Origin of the sequence: Agrobacterium leguminum, from assembly GCF_005144435.2 — a bacterium.
Taxonomy (GTDB): Bacteria; Pseudomonadota; Alphaproteobacteria; order Rhizobiales; family Rhizobiaceae; genus Agrobacterium; species Agrobacterium leguminum.
Map to the genome: position 1 here is coordinate 359,803 of NZ_CP120216.1, position 17,706 is coordinate 377,508.

General features: G+C 53.3%; 13 protein-coding genes and 3 pseudogenes. 3 read left to right on the forward strand and 13 right to left on the reverse strand.

The features are described 5' to 3' along the window. Positions 1–8 precede the first annotated feature (8 nt). The 6 genes and pseudogenes from virB4 to CFBP4996_RS28365 form a co-directional block, all read right to left on the reverse strand. Positions 9–2,369 carry a type IV secretion/conjugal transfer ATPase VirB4 gene (virB4, locus tag CFBP4996_RS28340; RefSeq protein WP_080855417.1) on the reverse strand — a complete coding sequence of 787 codons (2,361 nt, stop codon included), beginning with the start codon at positions 2,367–2,369 and terminating at the stop codon, positions 9–11. After that, positions 2,369–2,695, reverse strand: coding sequence for a type IV secretion system protein VirB3 (locus CFBP4996_RS28345; protein ID WP_080855253.1), 327 nt, complete (start codon positions 2,693–2,695; stop codon positions 2,369–2,371). The genes virB4 and CFBP4996_RS28345 overlap by 1 nt, the downstream gene beginning before the upstream one ends. Next, positions 2,692–3,063, reverse strand: coding sequence for a pilin major subunit VirB2 (virB2, locus tag CFBP4996_RS28350; RefSeq protein WP_080855254.1), 372 nt, complete (start codon positions 3,061–3,063; stop codon positions 2,692–2,694). Before virB2 ends, CFBP4996_RS28345 begins: the two co-directional genes overlap by 4 nt. After that, positions 3,060–3,785 (reverse strand): type IV secretion system lytic transglycosylase VirB1, encoded by a 726-nt coding sequence (locus tag CFBP4996_RS28355; protein ID WP_080855255.1) that lies wholly within the window; start codon positions 3,783–3,785, stop codon positions 3,060–3,062. Before CFBP4996_RS28355 ends, virB2 begins: the two co-directional genes overlap by 4 nt. A 202-nt stretch (positions 3,786–3,987) precedes the next feature. Next, the gene (locus CFBP4996_RS28360; protein ID WP_080855256.1) at positions 3,988–6,480 is read right to left on the reverse strand and encodes a two-component system VirA-like sensor kinase; all 2,493 of its coding nucleotides are present in this window, start codon (positions 6,478–6,480) and stop codon (positions 3,988–3,990) included. A gap of 306 nt (positions 6,481–6,786) precedes the next feature. Continuing rightward, positions 6,787–7,059 (reverse strand): annotated as a pseudogene (locus tag CFBP4996_RS28365) (hypothetical protein). A gap of 177 nt (positions 7,060–7,236) precedes the next feature. On the opposite strand from CFBP4996_RS28365, the pseudogene CFBP4996_RS28370 reads away from it, so the two are divergent. Both CFBP4996_RS28370 and CFBP4996_RS28375 read left to right on the forward strand, forming a co-directional pair. After that, positions 7,237–8,262: pseudogene (locus CFBP4996_RS28370) on the forward strand (IS110 family RNA-guided transposase). A 413-nt stretch (positions 8,263–8,675) separates the two neighbouring features. Further along, a pseudogene (locus tag CFBP4996_RS28375) lies at positions 8,676–8,855 on the forward strand (helix-turn-helix domain-containing protein); the annotation flags it as partial. A 267-nt stretch (positions 8,856–9,122) separates the two neighbouring features. Here CFBP4996_RS28375 and CFBP4996_RS28380 read toward each other — a convergent pair. The 6 genes from CFBP4996_RS28380 to CFBP4996_RS28405 form a co-directional block, all read right to left on the reverse strand. After that, the gene (locus CFBP4996_RS28380) at positions 9,123–9,542 is read right to left on the reverse strand and encodes a cupin domain-containing protein (protein ID WP_080855257.1); all 420 of its coding nucleotides are present in this window, start codon (positions 9,540–9,542) and stop codon (positions 9,123–9,125) included. Between the two features lie 373 nt (positions 9,543–9,915). Then, positions 9,916–11,235, reverse strand: coding sequence for an MmgE/PrpD family protein (locus CFBP4996_RS28385; protein WP_080855258.1), 1,320 nt, complete (start codon positions 11,233–11,235; stop codon positions 9,916–9,918). A 90-nt stretch (positions 11,236–11,325) separates the two neighbouring features. Further along, complete coding sequence (locus CFBP4996_RS28390) at positions 11,326–12,411, reverse strand: ABC transporter ATP-binding protein (protein WP_080855259.1); 1,086 nt, start codon at positions 12,409–12,411, stop codon at positions 11,326–11,328. Further along, the gene (locus tag CFBP4996_RS28395) at positions 12,408–13,214 is read right to left on the reverse strand and encodes an ABC transporter permease (protein WP_080855418.1); all 807 of its coding nucleotides are present in this window, start codon (positions 13,212–13,214) and stop codon (positions 12,408–12,410) included. Before CFBP4996_RS28395 ends, CFBP4996_RS28390 begins: the two co-directional genes overlap by 4 nt. Positions 13,215–13,218: 4 nt before the next feature. After that, positions 13,219–14,103 (reverse strand): ABC transporter permease, encoded by an 885-nt coding sequence (locus CFBP4996_RS28400; protein WP_080855260.1) that lies wholly within the window; start codon positions 14,101–14,103, stop codon positions 13,219–13,221. 11 nt (positions 14,104–14,114) lie between these two features. After that, positions 14,115–15,158, reverse strand: coding sequence for an ABC transporter substrate-binding protein (locus CFBP4996_RS28405; protein ID WP_080855261.1), 1,044 nt, complete (start codon positions 15,156–15,158; stop codon positions 14,115–14,117). Positions 15,159–15,453: 295 nt separating this feature from the next. Here CFBP4996_RS28405 and CFBP4996_RS28410 point away from each other — a divergent pair, with 295 nt between their 5' ends. Further along, positions 15,454–16,410: a LysR family transcriptional regulator gene (locus CFBP4996_RS28410; RefSeq protein ID WP_080855419.1), complete on the forward strand. Its 957-nt coding sequence runs from the start codon at positions 15,454–15,456 to the stop codon at positions 16,408–16,410. 80 nt (positions 16,411–16,490) lie between these two features. Here CFBP4996_RS28410 and CFBP4996_RS28415 read toward each other — a convergent pair whose 3' ends face one another. Beyond that, entirely contained in the window at positions 16,491–17,495 is a 1,005-nt protein-coding gene (locus tag CFBP4996_RS28415; protein WP_233283494.1) for an asparaginase, read from the reverse strand. Positions 17,496–17,706: the final 211 nt, after the last annotated feature.

Below are 17,706 nucleotides of genomic sequence, written 5' to 3' on the forward strand. Positions count from 1 at the left end.
TCTCCAATTTAGTCGTGTGCTTCATGATAACGGGTCATGAATGCATCGAGCCAAGCAGCGGGATCCTCTCCGTAAGTTTGCCGCAAGTGATCGGCAAATCGCACCGTGTTGGCACGTCCCGACAGCACGGCGACATATTCGTGCATGTCTCGAAGGTCGAACTCGCAGATGACGCTTCCGCTTTCCCGCTTCAGCAGGAATTTACGGCTGCCGACTGCCATGTCTTCGCGGATCGCCTGAAATTCTCGTTCCGTACATTTCATCCCGTCGATGTACGTCGATCTGTCCGCCGTGGGCGAGGGATAGAATATCTTTGTCATGCATTGCGCAACCAAGCTCGCTCCCAGAGGAGAATCAAGGACGTGCTCAGGCTGCTGTGTCGCGAGTATCAGCATGCCGTTATTTTTGCGAACGGTGAGCAGAAACTTGTCGACCACCGCTGAGAATTTTGGGTTGAGCAAATACGCTCGGAACTCATCGCAGCTCATGACGAAGCGGCGACCGTCGACTATGGCCCCTATCCGGTGCAGGAGATAAGCTGCAGCCGGTGCGCACACTTCCTCGTATTCAAGAATATGCGTCATGTCGAAGCCGGTTATCGTAGGATCCATTCGGACTTCGTCCATGTCGCCGTCGAACGCCCAACCTAGAGCGCCGCCTCGGCACCAGCGCTGGAGGCGTGCACCTGCCCCTTCTGACGGCCCATGCAGTAAAAACTCTCTCAAGCCAGCCAGAGAGCGCATATTCGGCTCAAAAGATAGTTGGCGTTGTATTCCGCGCACTAACCGGCGATTTTCCTCCGGTGAGATGGTTCCGCGTCCATCGCTCTCAATGAGTGCCACGATCCACTCTCTGAGGAAATCGCGTGATACCGCTGAATTGTCGAGACCGCGCAGAGGCGCCAACCCGCTCTGTTTCCCTCTACGTAGCGTCAGGTAGGTGCCTCCCGTCGCACGCACCAGCAACTCCCCACCGCGATCCTTATCGAAAAAAACAATGGTACCACTGCGGTTGACCATGCTTTGCTCGAGCATCGCAAGAACGAAGGTCATAAGGGTCGTCTTCCCGCGACCGATTGGTCCGAATATTGCGGTCATACCAACGTCATTCTCATGCGGCACATAGTCGAACGGCGTCCCCCCGTTCGTACGGAAGCGCGCAATGGCGTCGCCCCAATGCCCGGACAAGGCGCCAGAAGGGAAATTCTCGAAGGAGACGAGGCCCGCAAAATTGCGCGAGGTGATCGCACCGGGGCGCGTACGCCACCTGTAGTTTCCTGGAAGCTGGGACCAATAGGCAGCCTCCATTCCTATGGTTTCTTGGACGACAACGGCTCCCGCGTCCGCCAAGTTGGTGCGAGCTCGTGCACCCTGATCAGCAAGCCCATTAAGAGTCTCTGCATAGATGCAAAGGCTCAAGTGATGCGATCCCATGACAAATTCGTTACTCGCCAACGCATCCTCCGCCTCTGCAAGTAAACCGATTTGGGATAGGGCTTTGTCACCAGAACTCGTCATTTGATTGGCTTTGAGGGTCAGTTTAGCGTGAGCCTGTGCGCGCGTGAGGAAGGAAAAGCTTTGAGTCAAAACGAGAGGAAAATCCGGGGACAGCAGTGTGTTTAGCATGCCAGGCCGGGTCTTTGCCGGGTATTCGCGAAATGAGAAGATGGATCCCACATAGTTATTGCTGGGTGTCCGAATTTCTATTGCGCGTTTGCCACAAATTACCTGATCAGTGTAAATTGAAGCACCTAGTGAGCCGCTGACGACTGGAACTGGTGAAAAGCGGCAGGTCATTATGAGTCGAAGGGCTTCACCAATTTCCGTGAACAGAACATCGCGGCTCTCTCTAATACCGAGACGCCGCAGACCATACGCCTCAAGAGCCCCGGCAATGACGTTCCACACGTCTTCCAAGTGTCTGATTTGAATTGCGAGGTCGGTTTTCTTTTTTCCATAAAATCTGCTCTTTGTTTTTCCGAGCACGGAACGGGGAGAAACGATCAGCGACAAGAAATGATCGTTACGGAAAAGCTTTCCGGACAGGACACGCTTGTCAAAAGTTTCATTAAGCCCGGAAGCAAAAGCGCTACGGAATTGCCTGGCGGGCGGAGCTGTGACGTCGTTGTGTCGGACAAGATGTGCATATATGGACACGTTGTCATCGGCGATATTGCGAAACAAGGTGTTGAACGCCCGACAACGAGCATTTCGGATTTCAACTTCTTCAAGCTCGAAGGCTAGGCCATCAATATGTGCCATGGCCAGTATCGACCCGTCCTCCAAGAGTACAACCTGGTCACTGATATGCCCGATATAGGGCAGGTACACTTCTCCCGATCTCTCGGCTGTTTTTCTCGTCGAGAGCATCATACCATTCCTCTTCCCCGGCGTGGCACCTTGATTGGGTTGCTGCTTACGCTCGCTCCCCCCCAGAACTGGCTGTCGATGCTTCGCCCTGCCGTCTGCAAAAATAGCAAGGTGACACTTGCGGCGTTATAATCGCGCTCTACGAGAAGTCGCGCTCCAAACCAAAGGGGCAGTATGGCGATCTCATAAAGAGGGTTCTTAACGATGACGACTATGAAGCCCGCGAGCATCATGAACAGTCCGGCTAAGGTCAACGGCACGCCGAGAAAAAGAGCAGGCCGCGTAGCTGCAAGGTACAACGTGGATTCTTCGAGACGACCGGTCATCCGCCACTACCTCCGGTAAGTGTCTGACCGAGGAAACTCGCGCCGAACATGATTACGATCCCGCCAACAACACCGGCGACTAGTCCGAGAGAAGCTCGACCAAACATCCATGATACGCCGATCGCTACGATTCCGAGAACGGCGAGTGACTGACCGAACGGGCCAAGGATGAACGTGCATATGTTATTGACCATGGTCGCGGGGTCAGTTCCACCTCCTGCCGACTGCGCCAAGGCGGCTTCGGCAGGAAACAGGCTTACGCCGATGGTGCCGCACACCTTCGGCACGCGACTGGTTATGACACGTGTCGTCGCGTCGCCGAAAGAAAAGCAGGTCAAACGTCTAAAATGCTTTGCAAGGCGGGTCATCGCGGTGTCCCTTCACCATTCCATTCGTGTTGATTGTTCTGCTCCACCGGCTCTCGCGGTTCAGGCGGCCCTGACGAACCACCCACCCCACCCGCTGAGCGGCGACGGTCATATGTTCCCCAGATATCCCACGAGGTTTGCGGAACTGATGTGGCGCGATCTGGGTCTTTTGAATTGTCGGTCAACGCTGGTACAAGTTGCTGGGCCGCCAACTCGACCTTTCGCACGTAGCCGTTCGTAAAACCGCGCCCGAAATTGCCAGTGTTGTAGACCGAAATCGCGCGGCGTAAAGCTAACTGATCTTCGCGAGCTGTGGGACCGTCCTTATAACCGTTCTCAAGCAGACGCGATGCCGCCGATAACGAAGCGCATGGCCGGATTGCGCCGTACGGGGTCAGACCTAACATGGTGAAATTCTTCGAATTCACTTGCATGAGCCCGACGTCGACTGAATGGCCGGCTTGAAGTCGATGCTTCACGCCTTCGGCCGCCCCCATCTGATCTCTCCAATGAAGCGTTTCGCCCGTCGTATTATCGTGAACGGAAAGTGGATCGAACTGGCTTTCAACCTTGGCAATCGCAGCGAGCGTAGAAGGAGCTACGGAAGGCGCGCATTCTCGAGCAAGTTGATCAAACTCTGGCAACGAAAGCGGCGCGGCTTCAGCCGGCTGAGCGATTGGCGATAGTAGGATGATCGCAAGAGTCCCTGTTGCCTTTTGCATGTTCCATCTCCTCAAAATCGCGATATGGGCTCCCCTTCGGGAGGCCACATCTTCTGCAGCCGCGACTATCGGAAATGCGTGTTACTTTCGTATTTTAATATTCCTCATTCTGATTTCATCTGAAGTAAAAGCAATTTGTGCGACTAGCTTCGGGCTCATGCCGGAAACTAATGCTTTGCACACCCTCTCACGCCCTGTTCGACTACGTTCTGATTTTAGTCCGAACAGCGTACGCAAGAGTTTTGGAGGACACGGGCTTCCGTAAAAAGTGAAGAGAGGCTTCGTCGTTGCCTGCAGATTGCAAGGTAGACTCGTCCTCGCCAATCAGAAAGATAACGGGCATCGCCTTCAAAGCCGCCGGCATAAAATCCCCATTTTGTCCTGCAGAAAACGATAATCGGTCAGCAAGGATTAGATCAGCCTCCTTGCCCTTAGTGACCCAATCGCAGAGGCCTTTGACCGTCTTGAAGCCAACTGCCTCATACCCCAATGCGGCGATCTTATCCTCAAACATTTCCCGCAGGGCGTCGCCAGACTCAACTATAGCGACGATCTCTCCCCTGCCTCGGGGAATTTTGCCTGGACCAAAAATAATGTCCAGGTTCATTGGATCTTTCGCGGAGAACGGTAGATAGATATCGAAACGTGTTCCTTTCCCCACAGTAGAAATTATATCAATATATCCTCCCAGCGCACTGACGTGGCCGTGAACTGTTGAAAGACCCAGGCCGGTGCCGCCATCGCGGGGCCGTGTGGTGAAAAAGGGCTCGAAAATACGCGGCAACACGTTTTCGGGTATGCCAGACCCATTGTCTTCAACGGAGATGACGACATAGTCATCTGGCGGGATCGTACTGTGCGGCAATGTCTTCTGTATCCACAAGGTAGAACGAGAAAGGCCAATTTCGATGAGCCCTACGTCTGAGCATGCCTCGGCAGCATTTTTGCAAAGGTTCATCAAAATCTGCTCAATCTCCAAAGGGCTTCCTTCGATCACCATCTGCGAGCGTTCAACCTTATAGTCCAGCTGTATGGTTTGCGGCAAAGCAGCGCCCAACGTTGGCACTATCTGCAAGACCAATTCGTCCAGATTGAAGGGAGTTATGATGCGTTCTCGTTTTCGGCTGAGTGCCAGGATCTGATCAACAATTTGCGTCGCCCTGCTGCCTTCCGAGATGATATAATCAATGTGACGCGAGCAGTGGGCGTGCGCAACCATAAGGTTGCGCGCCATTTCAGCGTAACCTATGATTGCTCCCAGAATATTGTTGAATTCATGCGCTATTCCACCAGCCAGTGTGCCAACAGATTCAAGTCGTTCCGCATGCTTCAGGCGCCGTTCCAAAACATTGCGCTGCCTTTGCTTGCGCCGAATAATCACGTAATGGCAGACACACTCAGCCGCGAGTTCTAGGTGTCGGATGTCAGTGTCCGGCCGCGCTTGATCAAAACCTAGGCTAAAGACGGCAAATAGCCGATCCGACACTTGGAAGGCAAGCAGCATGCAGACGTTGGTAGTATCTCCATTGAAGCAGCCAGCATTTGGCGCGAAATCCTTGCGGAAGAGAAACCTCCGGTCTCCTTCTTGTGCTAAAGTAACAATCCGACGCACTTTCTCCTCGTCCCATTGAGGGGCCGAAGCATGGGTGGCAAATGTTTCGACGATCTCCTTGCGGGGGAGCGCAACTAGCCCCAAGACACACCGCTGAGCTTCGAAAAATTTTTCGATGATTGCCAGCGCTTCTCGTGTGGAGGATTTGAGTGACGGTTTTGTTACCGTACCATCTTCAAAGCAAAGGCCAATCTCAACAATGGCGTCCTCAAACGTCGCACGCTGTTCTAAGCGACGAGCTTGCATGCGCATCTTATGGACCAATAATATAACATAGAAGCAAAGCAGCATAGCTGCGGCGCCTAAACCTACTCGAACCCGCCGGCCATATACTCGATATAGATCATATGCGCCCGAATAGTAATTTAGGAGATTTTCTTCTCTATCCGCGACGTCCGAGCTTAATATTAACGTTATGCTCTCATTTACCTGCGGCAGCATGTCGAGTATGATCTTCCCGTTTCGAACAATCTCGCTGATGCGAGCCTCTTCACTGGGCCTTCCGGTCACGGTGTCAGCGAACTCGTCCAGAGTCTGGGTAATACGCGTCGAAAGTTCCTTGGTCGGCCGGGTTCGGTACCGCATCATCAGGTTGTCCAACTCAAGAATCCGCAGTCTCAAGGTGGACATCTCAAGCGCACGTAGCGAAGCGTTAAAATTCGCCTCAGCATCCTGCAGGAAAACGTTTTGCGCACCGAAGGTGGCTATCGCCGCGTCAGTAACTTTCACCGATTTCCACACACCGATTAGTTGTTCCGAAAAATCGGCCGCTTCGACATCCGTGTCGTTGTGTAGCTGAAGCAGTTTGATCAAACTGTTTCGTAACGCGGCAAGTGTATCGGTTAATGGATGGTAATTTCGGAGCATACCATCGCGAGCGCGCAGCACGTCTCTCTGCAGGAATGTTGAATCGGTTTTGATTGTTTGTAATTCGTTCAGAACTAACTCATTGCCCCTGCTATCCGGCCATCCCAAGATAGCTGGAACGCCAAACCAGAACGCGGCGATTAATATTAGCCAAATAAACCAAGGTTTGGTCTCGAAAGAAAAAACTGGGACAAGTAACGTACGGCTCTTATGCACCTTTGTGCCCTTCTTCGATTGCTAGCGGTGGGATCGGTTAATCTCCAATCGTTTCAAGCGCAGGTCCATTCGCTGCAGTGTTAGAAAGCGCGCAAGGCAAGTTTCTATGCGAAAAAGGCCTTGGTACGAGCGTGCCTTCGTTTCGCGAAGATTAACCTTTGAATACGCGACAAATAGGGCAATCGCCGACACAAGGTATCAGACCTGCAGTCGGCGGTCACTGCCATGCAAACCTGTTTGCCCGTACCGGGTTGAAGTGCTCCCCGAAGCTGCGCAGCTGTAACCATCCGGCCAAGGCCGCGGGGCTTATGATTTCGGCGCGTTTGCCATGATGCTTTTGATCTTTTCCGGATCACATTGCTCGTCGAGAAGGAATTGGCGAACGCCGCCTTCCCAGGAGCGCACGTTGGCAAGGAACTCCTGCAGGCTCTCGATGCCACGATCGGTGAAGGTTGTGATGCCCTTGTCCGTGCCGTCTTAGACATGGATCATCTCGCCGTAGTCGATGTTGTCGGAATTACTCGCGATTTCTTCAAGCAACTCGAGGTTCTCAACGATCAGCGTGGCGACATATTCGATCGTGTGGACATGCGTCGCGCGCGCCTGTCAGTACCTGAGCAATACATGGGGTAATCGCGGCGTGATCCCCTCCGGCCATGCTCCTGGATGATGGCGGATTCGGCTTGTTGCCCCCAATAAGATGGAAATACGGGCTCACGATTCGAACCGGGCCCAGGCACCAAATGGGAGGCAACCATGGACCAATATATGGGACTCGACGTTTCGTTGAAAGATACTGCGATCGCCATTCGTGAAGATGGCAAGCGGATCTGGCAAGGAAAAGGGCCGTCCGATCCGCATGTTCTGGCGCAGATGATCCGCAAGCATGCCCCGAACGTCAAACGCGTCGTCTTCGAGACCGGGCCGCTCTCGAGGTGGTTCTATCATGCACTGGCTGCGGAGGGACTGCCGGCGATTTGCATCGAAGCTCGGCACGTGCAGAAGGTTCTGGATGAGACGCTCAACAAGACAGATGCCAATGATGCGGATGGCCTGGCCCAGCTAGCCGAAGCCGGTTTCTACAAGGAGGTTCGGGTCAAGTCATTCGACAGCATGTTGACGCGCACGCTGGTCGGGGCACGCAATCAACTCCTGAGCATCTCAACTCAGCTCAGCAACCAGATCCGGGGGTATTGAAGACGTTTGGTCTGATCGTTCCCAAAAGTAAAGGCCGGGCATTTGATGGTCATGTGAGAGAGCTTTTGAGCGGCAATGATGACCTTGCACGGATTATAATGCCGCTGCTTGAGGCGTGGCGTGGTATCCGTATGCAGGCAGCAGATCTGGACCGCCGGCTATTGGCAGCGGCAAGGAAGAGCAAGGCTACGAAGCTTCTAATGACGATCCCGGGTATCGGTGCCGTTACGGCAATTTCCTACGTTGCAGCGATTGAAGATCCTGGCAACTTTAAAACGTCGCGCTCGGTTGGCGCCTGGCTTGGACTGACAACGCGGCGCTACCAGTCGGGAGAGACCGACTAGGACGGTCATATCTCCCGACGAGGTGACAATCATGGGCCTGCTTTATGAAGCAGCGGTGGTGATCCTCACGAGAACCAGCGCCAGGACGGAAAGCAGTCTCAAAGACTTGGGAACGAGGCTGCGTGAGCGGTTGGGCTTCAAGCGTGCTGCGGTGGCGGTCGCCAGGAAGCTTGCCGTCATCATGCACAGCATGCTCACGACGGGAGAAGTCTTCAACGCATCGGCTGGCGCTAGCTCATAAGTGAGCACTGGCTTAGTTCTCGGCGCGTCAAGTCTGATTTGATGCACTGAGCGTCCCTGCTGCGGACGTGGGTTCGATCGTTCCGGTTGGGGAGTTGCAGCTCATTGAGATTGCGCGCAATACATAGGAAGATCGCAACCTGCGAAGACCCATTATGCGGCGACCTTTGTCGACCGCGGAGACAACCCTGCTCCCGGCACTGGATAGCTCAGGAAAATGACTTAGCCGTTGAGGGCTCGAACCAAAGATCAGCTCCGTATTGGGTTGCCTAGCCGCAACCCGATTGGGATAACGCATTGCAAGAACTGCCTTGACGGGTGGGGTGCGATGAGACAACTCCCCAATAGTGCGGTTTGAATCTTCCCCAGGTGCTGCGCCGCCGATACTCCTTGATAGTCGGAAGGGGGATGTTGGTGATCAAGCTGAGGGAGACGATCATGATCCTGGAACTGCATCAGCAGGGCCTGACAGTGTCTGCCATTTCCAGACAAACGGGCATCGACCGCAAAACGGTGCGCAAATACATCGAACGAGGTCTTGAGGCTCCAGCCTATGGCCCACGAAAGCCGCGTAGTTCGGTGATCGATCCGTTTGCTGCCTAATTGCGGAAAGCTGATGTGTATACCACGACCATGCAATGGGAGGAGACAAACGGAGTGTTTATCGACTTGTCGATGAAGGCCTTGAATAGGTCAGCTCTCCCGACAACCCGGCCACAGCCGGAAACTTGTTCTTCGGCGGCTTCGAAATGCCGCGTTGTCTGGATTAATTAACACGTGGAAGCCGACGCGGAAGGCGCCCCTGACCATCTGAGCTGAATCAAACACGAAGGGTTTGCGGTGTAGGTAAATCAGAATGGACTAGCCAGACTGTGGCACGAGCTGATCTAGGTCCGGCAACAACATTACGCTCTCCTGCTCATTCGGGTCGGTGCGGGCGATGATTACCATTGCTGGTCTGGTACTAAGATTGGCTGGGAGGTGAGGAACACCGGCGGGAATATAAAACATGTCGCCTTCGCGAACGACAACGTGCGTTTCCAAGCGCTCACCGAACCAGCAATTTGTCTCGCCACTTAAAGCGTAAATCGCTGTTTCATGCGAGACATGGAGATGGGCCTTGGCGCGTTCGCCGGGTGGTATCTTAAGGACATGCATGCAAATGCTCACTGAGCCCACGGTTTCGGCGGCGATACCCTCAAAATAGTTGAGACCTTGCTTTCCCACATAGGAGTCAGTCGGTCGCACGATGCGACAAGCTCTGACACGTGAGGTTCCCATTTTTGTACCTCCATCGGATAATACCTGCAGGATCGTGGCAATATGTGCCGCTGTATTCAAAGTGCAATCTAAAAATTGACGCAGAACGCGTAGGCTCAACAGAATTTGGTTACAAATGAAACCATACAAATTGAGAGTTGATCGACCTCTGCCTACTCGATGAATTTCCCTGCTAAGAAACCCATGAAAGCCGGCTGTTGGTTTCCACGCAGAACTGAGCCGGTTAGGCGCACCGGCTCAGTTCTGCGTGGAAACCAACATACGGGCATGCTGCGGCCATATGGAACCTAACCTCCACCTAACCATGTTTGAGGATTTACCCATCAGGCCTGAATTTCACGGCGAGCATTTCTCCCCCTGCAGCTAACAGGCCCTATTGCATCATCAATTTGGTGATGCTCGCGTAAAGTCGTCCCAACTCATCGACCACGACTTCAACATTCTCAGAACTTTCGAGTTGGAGAAGCGGAAGCAAAATAAGCTGCAAATCGGTTTGTGCCAGCCTCCGAAATTTGGCCAAAACACCATCATAATCGAGACCGTTTCCTGCTTCGTCCGACAAACTGTTCAACTCAACCGGCGCGGTTAGTTCCCGCCCCTTACGTGTTTTGATCAGAATTTGTCTTTCGTCGGAGCGCACATACTGAAAGCCGCGTTCCACGTGCTGCGGCTTATGTGAAGCCCAAAGAGGACCGGGCTCAATGCCCGCAATCAGCAGCTCAAGCATCGCAGGCAGGCTGAATGCGACATCGGCCGTCCCGATAAGATTTCTGTCGCAGAATTTCTCGATATCGGGGGTCGCAAAAATGACGATATCAAGTACATCGTCCTCCGCATCGACCTGGGCAAGAAGCGTAGCGAAAGTTTTGAGATACTCCTGTGTGTGCCAGCACGCAGGGTAATGCTTGAAACCCGTGCGTAGGACCGCGGGCGGCTTACCAAGCACATCTTCATTGAAGACCCAGCGGTCCGAGCCCGCCATTCTCCAGAATCCCTTCTCGCCTTCAAGCGGCTGGGTAATGCCCGTCTGGCCCTCCAGTGCAAGGTTGACAGCCAACACCGCCCCGGCCGCGATCCAGCCAATGTTATTCTTCATTCCAGGCACGGGCCGCTCGTACCATTTCGCCGTATAGGGTACGATGGAGTGCGCGACAGACACCCCAATTATACGCTCGATCATTGCGTCATCGAGATTGAGCGCTACAGAGATCCCCAACGCCGCAGCGATCGTATCAAGATTACCGACTGAGCGAATTTTGGCCCCGTGTTCGGGTGACGGTTTAGTCGCTTCACATAGGATGGCATGTGTTTCATACCCTGCAGCAATACCTCTCAGTATTCGGTCGAGCGTCAAATTGCTTTCGCTGGCAATCGCCAGTATCGCACCGATAATGGGACCGCCGGGATGACCATACAACGTATCGTCATAATCCATCGCAATCACCGCCTGTCCGTAGAGATAAGCTCGGAGAAGCGGCGAGGATCGAATTTCGGCGCCAGTAGGAAAAAGAGTACGTTTAAAGCTTGCTGCCGACTGCTTGAAATGCGTCAGAGACAACCCGCCAGAAAAACAGCCCAGATTGTCGACAAGGCAAAGTTTGGTCCGTTGCAAAACGTTCGGTTGCCAATCCCCGTCTCGAAATTGGTGAAGATGCGCGATCAGCCGCGATGCGGCCGTTTCGTCCTGTGCCATAGCATGCCCGCTCCCTGTATGGGTTGCTGAAAGAAAAACAGCGGCAGATCAAAAACCTGCCGCCGTAACAAGCGAACCAAAAAATACTGGTCATCCAGCCAGCGGCTGGACAGCTTTGGGTTCAATTCGCAGTTTGACCATGCTGCCGATATCAATACCTTGCAGACGGCGAACGGGGATTTGTGCCTTAATCGTACAATCCTTGGAAACGTCGACCCAAACATCAACGTGGGCTCCCAAGTTGACCATTTTGTCTACCCGGCCCGGTAACAGGTTTTCACTTGTCTCTTCCGGCGCAGCCAACTGCACATTTTCCGGCCGGATACAGCAAAGCTCTATCTTGCCGGTTGGAGTTGCAAGCGTTTCCTCTGCCACCAGCGTCGGGCCGCCTTTGAGGGTTAGCATCAGCTCACCACCCCTTTTCTCGACGCTTGTCACAGCCAGGAGGTTTGATTTACCGATAAAGTCCGCAACGAAGGCGGAGACCGGATTCTGATAGATATCCGTTGGTCGACCCTCCTGCGCAATCAAACCACCTGACATGACGACGACTCGGTCGGACATTGCCATGGCTTCTTCCTGATCGTGAGTAACGTAGACAAACGTCATTCCGAGCTGCTGCTGGATTTCTTTCAATTCCAGGCGCATGGCTTCACGAAGCTTCAGATCGAGATTTGACAGGGGCTCGTCAAGCAGCAACACAGAGGGTTGTGGCGCGATAGCGCGCGCCAGAGCCGTTCTCTGCTGCTGACCGCCCGAAAGCTCCTTGGGGTAACGCGCCTCATAGCCTTCGAGATGTACGCTCTTGAGTGCACGGCGAACCCCTTCCTCGATTTCCGACTTGGATTTTCGCTTCATCTTCAGCCCAAAGGCTACGTTTTCGGCGACAGTCATGTGCGGGAAGAGCGCGTAGTTTTGGAAGACCAATCCGATGTTCCGCTTCTCGGGCGAAACACCAACCTGGTTCTTGCCACGGATGCGGATTTCCCCCGAACTCGGCTCATGAAAGCCCGCCACCATATTCAGAGTGGTTGTCTTTCCACAACCGGATGGCCCCAGAATGCTGACGAACTCACCTTTTGGGATGACAAGGTTGATCCGATCGACGACCAGATGTTTGCCATAGGTTTTCGAGACATCCACCAGTTGGATATCTGCATTATCGATCGAGCTCATTTGCTGCCTCCATGGATTTGCGCCGAGAACCCGCCAATCCGCTCGAACAGAAAGATCACTACGAGAAGGAAAAGAAGGGAGGCGACATTGACTGCGGCCAAAACGGGATCAAGGCCATATTGGAAGTATTCGATCACCTTGATGGGCAGCGGAACTTCACCCGGTCGAGCGAGAAAAAGGGACAGAGGCACATCATTGAACGAAAGGATGAAGGCAAAAGTCATGCCCGAAAAAATGCCTGGTTTGATCAGGGGTAACAGTACGTAGAAAATGCGCTGAAACCTATTCGCACCCAGAATTTGCGCAGCCCGGTCGAGGTTTTTGTCGAAATTATAGATCGACGTGACGATCATCCGTACCGCGAAAGGTATCGTCAAAATCACGTGGGCGAGCACCAGACCCGGGAAGCCCAGATATCGATACAAACCAGCAGAGGAGAAAAACAAGACGATCGCCACGCCTTTGACAATCTGTGGCACCGCAAGCGGCGACAACAGGAACGACATGATTGCGGTATGACCCGGCACCCTGCGATATGCCAATGCGTAGGCGCCAAGCGAGGCCAACGTTCCAGTAATCACCGCTACAAGCGCAGCTACTTTTACGCTAAGGATAAAAGGATCGATCCATCTTGGCGTCCACAGTTTCCGGAACCAGTCAAAAGTCCACGTCCAGAACTCGAAAGTGACCTTGCTCGTCGGGCTGAACGAAGCGGCAACGACCACTACAAGCGGCAGCGCGATGAATAGAACAATCAGCGAAAAAAACAGCCAATAGAGGCCAGGTAAAACGTATCTGCTCATCACCTCACCTCACATGCAATTTGCTGACGATACGATTTTCGGCACGTGCGCTGATAAAGGCGATGCAAAGCACAATGATCAGGAGCACAATGGCCATCGCGGCAGCGGCGGGCCAATCCACCACGACCATCACCTCATGGTAAATCATCGTAGCAAGCACCCTGAACTTCATTCCACCCAACAGCGCCGGCGTCGCGTAAGCGCTGGCGGACAGCGTGAAGGCGATCAAGAAAGAGCTGATGATGCCAGGCAAGGAGAGAGGGAAAACAACATAACGCAAAACTGACAGCCGGGAAGCACCGAGAATTTGCGCGGCTTTTTCCAGGTTTCGATCAACGCCCTGTAAACTGGTCAAGAGCGACAGGATACCGAAAGGCAGGAGCACGTGGGTCAGACCAACGACCGCGCCGAACATATTGTTCATCAGAGGAAGAGGGCTCTGAATCAGCCCCATCCACATCAACGTATTGTTGATAAATCCATTCTTCTCAAGAATTACCAACCAGCCGTATGTACGTAGAACCACGCCCGCAAGCTCCGGAGCGATGGCAATGCCGAAAACAACGGCTCTCCATCGAGAGGTAGAGCGCGCCAGGTAGTAGGCAATTGGATAGGCCATCGTGGTGACACAGAGTGCCACAATCCCCGACAACACGAGCGTGCGCCTCAAGCCGTCCAGAGCCAAATCGTCAGTAAAAAAATCGTGATACTGTTGGAGACCAAAAGTGCCTGGTACTGATGTGTGGAGGCTCAGTCCAATCATCATGCCCACAGGCAGCGCGAAGAAAAGAAGCAGTATTGTAACTGGCGGGATCAGCGGCAAATAGCCGCCAAGGCGAAAGGATCTGCGGCCCTTTGTTGCCGCAGAAATTGATTGGTTTGCCACCATGTAGAACCACCTTACCTTGCAGCGGGAACGACTTCACGTTCCCAGCGATCGCCCCACTGTGGTATACGGGTGGCCATCACTGCCATGTTGGGTAGTATCAGCTTCTGTATGTCTTCTCGAGTGGTGATCTGGTTCTTGCGAAATTCCGCCGGCAGCTCAACATCAGCGCGCGCCGTACCCACCTGATAAGCCTGCGCCCAGTTTTCCTGACCGGTCTTGCTGAGCCAGTAGTTGATGAACTTGTATGCAGCCTCCTTGTGCTCGGCATTAGCCGGGACATTGAGAGTTGCAACGAGCGGGACGGTACCTTCCTTCGGGATGATAAAATCGACAGGCACCCCTTCAGCCTTCATCAGCGCAGAACGGCCGCTGTAAAAAGGCATAGCCCAAGCTTCTCCCTGACGGATATACGGGTCCATCAAGGCCGAGGTCTCGCCGAAAGCCAACGCATGCGGCGCCAACTCGACCATTTTCTTGAAACCAGGATCGACATCGTTGGGGTCATTCCCGGCGGCCGCAGAGAAAACCTGCAGCATTTGAGCGGCCATCGCATTGCTGAATACCGGCAATACAATCTTGCCCTCAAGCTTGGGGTCAGCCAAAACGTTCCAGGACGTCGGCGCCGGATTGAGCTTGTCGGTGCGATACAACAGAGCGACATATTGCAGTTCGTGCACTGCCCCGCATTCCCCGGTCAGCTCCCGGACACCGGGGTCGATAGACGCAAGATTTGGCACTTTCTCCGGTGTAATCCGCTCCAGTAGCCCATCCTTGCACCCGTCAAGGGACTGAGCCGCCGTCATCACGTTGACGTCCCAACCGGGATTACCTCTGGAAGCCTTGATTTTGGCGTAGTCTTGCGAGGCCGATCCAACCGGATCATACAACACTTTCAGGCCGGTCTCCGCCATAAATGGCTTGATGATTGCCTCCTGGATGAGGTCCTCGTAAGGACCACCCTGGCCATTCACGATGAGATCCTGGGACATCACAGCCGTACTGCTCATCCCGATGAAGAGCCCGACCAAATATGGTTTATACTTCGCTACTTTCATTTGAACACATTCCCCTTTTTTTGTTGCCAAGGCAGCTTAGTACGCGTGCGAAAGTCGGTCTAAGTTGAAAAAGCACTGATTGAGTGGAAATATAGCATAATACGATGCTCGTCCAATTGGAGCCAGCCGCTTATGGTGCCATCAGGGGAACCTGCAGATATCGAGAGAAGCGAGTGCCAGAAATGTGCGTGATCATAGAAATGCCGTTCGTCGAACTCAGCCTCTCAAATACAAAAACCGCGCGCATCTACGGGACCGCGCGCAAAAACGGTATACGGTGAAGGAAGCCGTCACGATGGTAAATGACAAGAATGCCTCCGGCTTTTCCATCGACCGCAACCATCCACTCGATCTTTGGAGTGTAAAGGGATTTGTCGCGGTAGCCGAAGAATTACATTTCGGGAGAGCCGCATTGCGGTTAAGGCTGACTCAGTCAACCTTGAGCCAACGTATCAGGCGGCTTGAAGCAGAAGTAGGTGTGCCACTGTTCGTTCGATCAACAAGGAATGTGGAACTCACCGAAGCCGGTAGAACATTCTTGCCTCTTGCGCGCGACATCTTGATCAAACTGGACGAAGCAACGCTTCTTTCGCGAATAGCTGCAGGTGGGGTATCGCCTGGCGATGAACAGCTCAACATTGCAACGATCGGTCCGGCAGCATATCGCTTGCTTCCTCTCATCTTGAGGAGATTCTGTGCCGGCCGACCCAAGACGGGTCTGGACGTCAAAATCTGCGACTCTACAGAACTTTTACGACTGCTAGAGCACGGTGATTATCACGTCGGGCTGATGCGTCCTCCCTCCAACGTCAATTTTTTGCGCTTCAAGCCACTGATATCCGAACGTTTTTTGGCCGTCATTCCAAAGCAATCAGATCTCGCCGACGCTACCAGCTTAAATTTGGAGCATTTTGTTGGGCATCGATGTTTCACATTGAAGCGATTCGAGATTTCGGGCTTTGAAGAAGTTCATCAGATGGTCTCGCATGCCGGCGTCGAGATTGATAACAGAATATCTGCCTCCACGACGTCAGCCGCGCTAGCGCTCGTATCAGCGGGAGTTGGCATCACATTTCTCCCATCATGGGTGAGAAACATTTCTGATGAAAACGTGGTGCTCCGGCAGATCGAGGATTTGACGACCGAGTTGATCCTTGGAGTAGGCTGGCGTGCCGATAGTCCGGCTCCAGGAATTGCTCCATTTATCGAATACGCAGAACTGGTCTGTCGGCCACTCGACGCATTGGTATAAGGTGCCGGACTGGAACCAAGGCAGAGCATCTTTCATAGTCGAAACGATCTGATGGAATGGGCACCTTCAAATGAAGATGCTCAGTATTCATCAAAGATGCGTTGGATCTCTTCTGGATCTTTGGTCTTGCTCAACGCCAACATCAGCAAGATACGGGCTTTGTGCGGACTTAGCGTGTCAGACTTAAGAAAGCCCCCCTCATCCCAGCGCGGTATCGATTTGAAGGCCGGTCCAGAGCCGGCGCGAGAACTTCTTACAACGACCAAACCGGCCTTTCGCGCATCAATGAGGCCAGCTTCTGCATGTATTGGAATGGCCGCATTTCCTGATCCCGCATAAATCAGCCCCTCTACACCGTCAGCAATGGCAGCGTCTATAAAGAGACGGTCGTCGCCAGCATGACCATAGATAATCTTCACATAAGGCAGTGTCGAAACTTCAGATAGGCTGAATTCTGACAGCCCGGTGTGCCTCCTAGTGGTGTCTCGATAAAAGGCTACTTTTCCATCAACGATGTAACCCAGGCATCCCATATCAGGCGATCGAAATGCCGCAACGTTCATCGTGCTCGATTTCGTGACGTCTCTGGCACCGTTGATTTCGTTGTTCATCACGACGAGAACACCTCTGCCTGAAGCTTTCCTGTCTGCAGCGACCTGAACAGCATTAAGGAGGTTCAGCGGGCCATCTGCGCTTAACGCCGTCGCTGGCCTCATAGACCCCACGAGCACGACAGGCTTTTCAGACTTTATAACCAGGTTTAAAAAGAACGCCGTCTCCTCCAGCGTTCCTGTTCCATGCGTGATCACAACACCGGCCAGCTCTGTTTTGCTGACCAACTCGTTGACGCGCCGGGCTAATGCAATCCAGTCCGCGGCGGTGATCTCATTGCTACCAATTTGCAAAAACTGTTCACCATGGATGTTGGCGATTTGCCCGATCTCAGGAACCGAGGCTATCAAGTTTTCCACCATCACGGAGCCAGCCTTGTACCCAGTCATCTGCGTCCGCGTGGCGCCGCTTCCCGCTATTGTGCCCCCGGTAGCAACCACTGCAATGTGAGGCAGGATATCGTCGTTTTTCATCTTGTGCAGACCCGCCCTGATTCCAGAGATTTTTCAATCGCTTTGCGTGTATAATCGATATGTACAGCCGCCAAAAAAACTCCGGCCAAAGCCGGAGTTTCGTAGCGTTAATTCTCTCATATTCGGCACGATGCCCTTGTATTGGCCTGATGGCAAATATCGAGTTTGCTTGAACGAAAGAGAGATCGCCCAAGCAAATGTTACCGAGCAC

What these genes read in the sequence shown, in the direction of transcription:
- virB4 (WP_080855417.1), bottom strand. Translation starts at nt 2,369, where the DNA reads ATGCTCTCGACGAGAAAAACAGCCGAGAGATCGGGAGAAGTGTACCTG.
- CFBP4996_RS28345 (WP_080855253.1), bottom strand. Translation starts at nt 2,695, where the DNA reads ATGACCGGTCGTCTCGAAGAATCCACGTTGTACCTTGCAGCTACGCGG.
- virB2 (WP_080855254.1), bottom strand. Translation starts at nt 3,063, where the DNA reads ATGACCCGCCTTGCAAAGCATTTTAGACGTTTGACCTGCTTTTCTTTC.
- CFBP4996_RS28355 (WP_080855255.1), bottom strand. Translation starts at nt 3,785, where the DNA reads ATGCAAAAGGCAACAGGGACTCTTGCGATCATCCTACTATCGCCAATC.
- CFBP4996_RS28380 (WP_080855257.1), bottom strand. Translation starts at nt 9,542, where the DNA reads ATGGGAACCTCACGTGTCAGAGCTTGTCGCATCGTGCGACCGACTGAC.
- CFBP4996_RS28385 (WP_080855258.1), bottom strand. Translation starts at nt 11,235, where the DNA reads ATGGCACAGGACGAAACGGCCGCATCGCGGCTGATCGCGCATCTTCAC.
- CFBP4996_RS28390 (WP_080855259.1), bottom strand. Translation starts at nt 12,411, where the DNA reads ATGAGCTCGATCGATAATGCAGATATCCAACTGGTGGATGTCTCGAAA.
- CFBP4996_RS28395 (WP_080855418.1), bottom strand. Translation starts at nt 13,214, where the DNA reads ATGAGCAGATACGTTTTACCTGGCCTCTATTGGCTGTTTTTTTCGCTG.
- CFBP4996_RS28400 (WP_080855260.1), bottom strand. Translation starts at nt 14,103, where the DNA reads ATGGTGGCAAACCAATCAATTTCTGCGGCAACAAAGGGCCGCAGATCC.
- CFBP4996_RS28405 (WP_080855261.1), bottom strand. Translation starts at nt 15,158, where the DNA reads ATGAAAGTAGCGAAGTATAAACCATATTTGGTCGGGCTCTTCATCGGG.
- CFBP4996_RS28410 (WP_080855419.1), top strand. Translation starts at nt 15,454, where the DNA reads ATGGTAAATGACAAGAATGCCTCCGGCTTTTCCATCGACCGCAACCAT.
- CFBP4996_RS28415 (WP_233283494.1), bottom strand. Translation starts at nt 17,495, where the DNA reads ATGAAAAACGACGATATCCTGCCTCACATTGCAGTGGTTGCTACCGGG.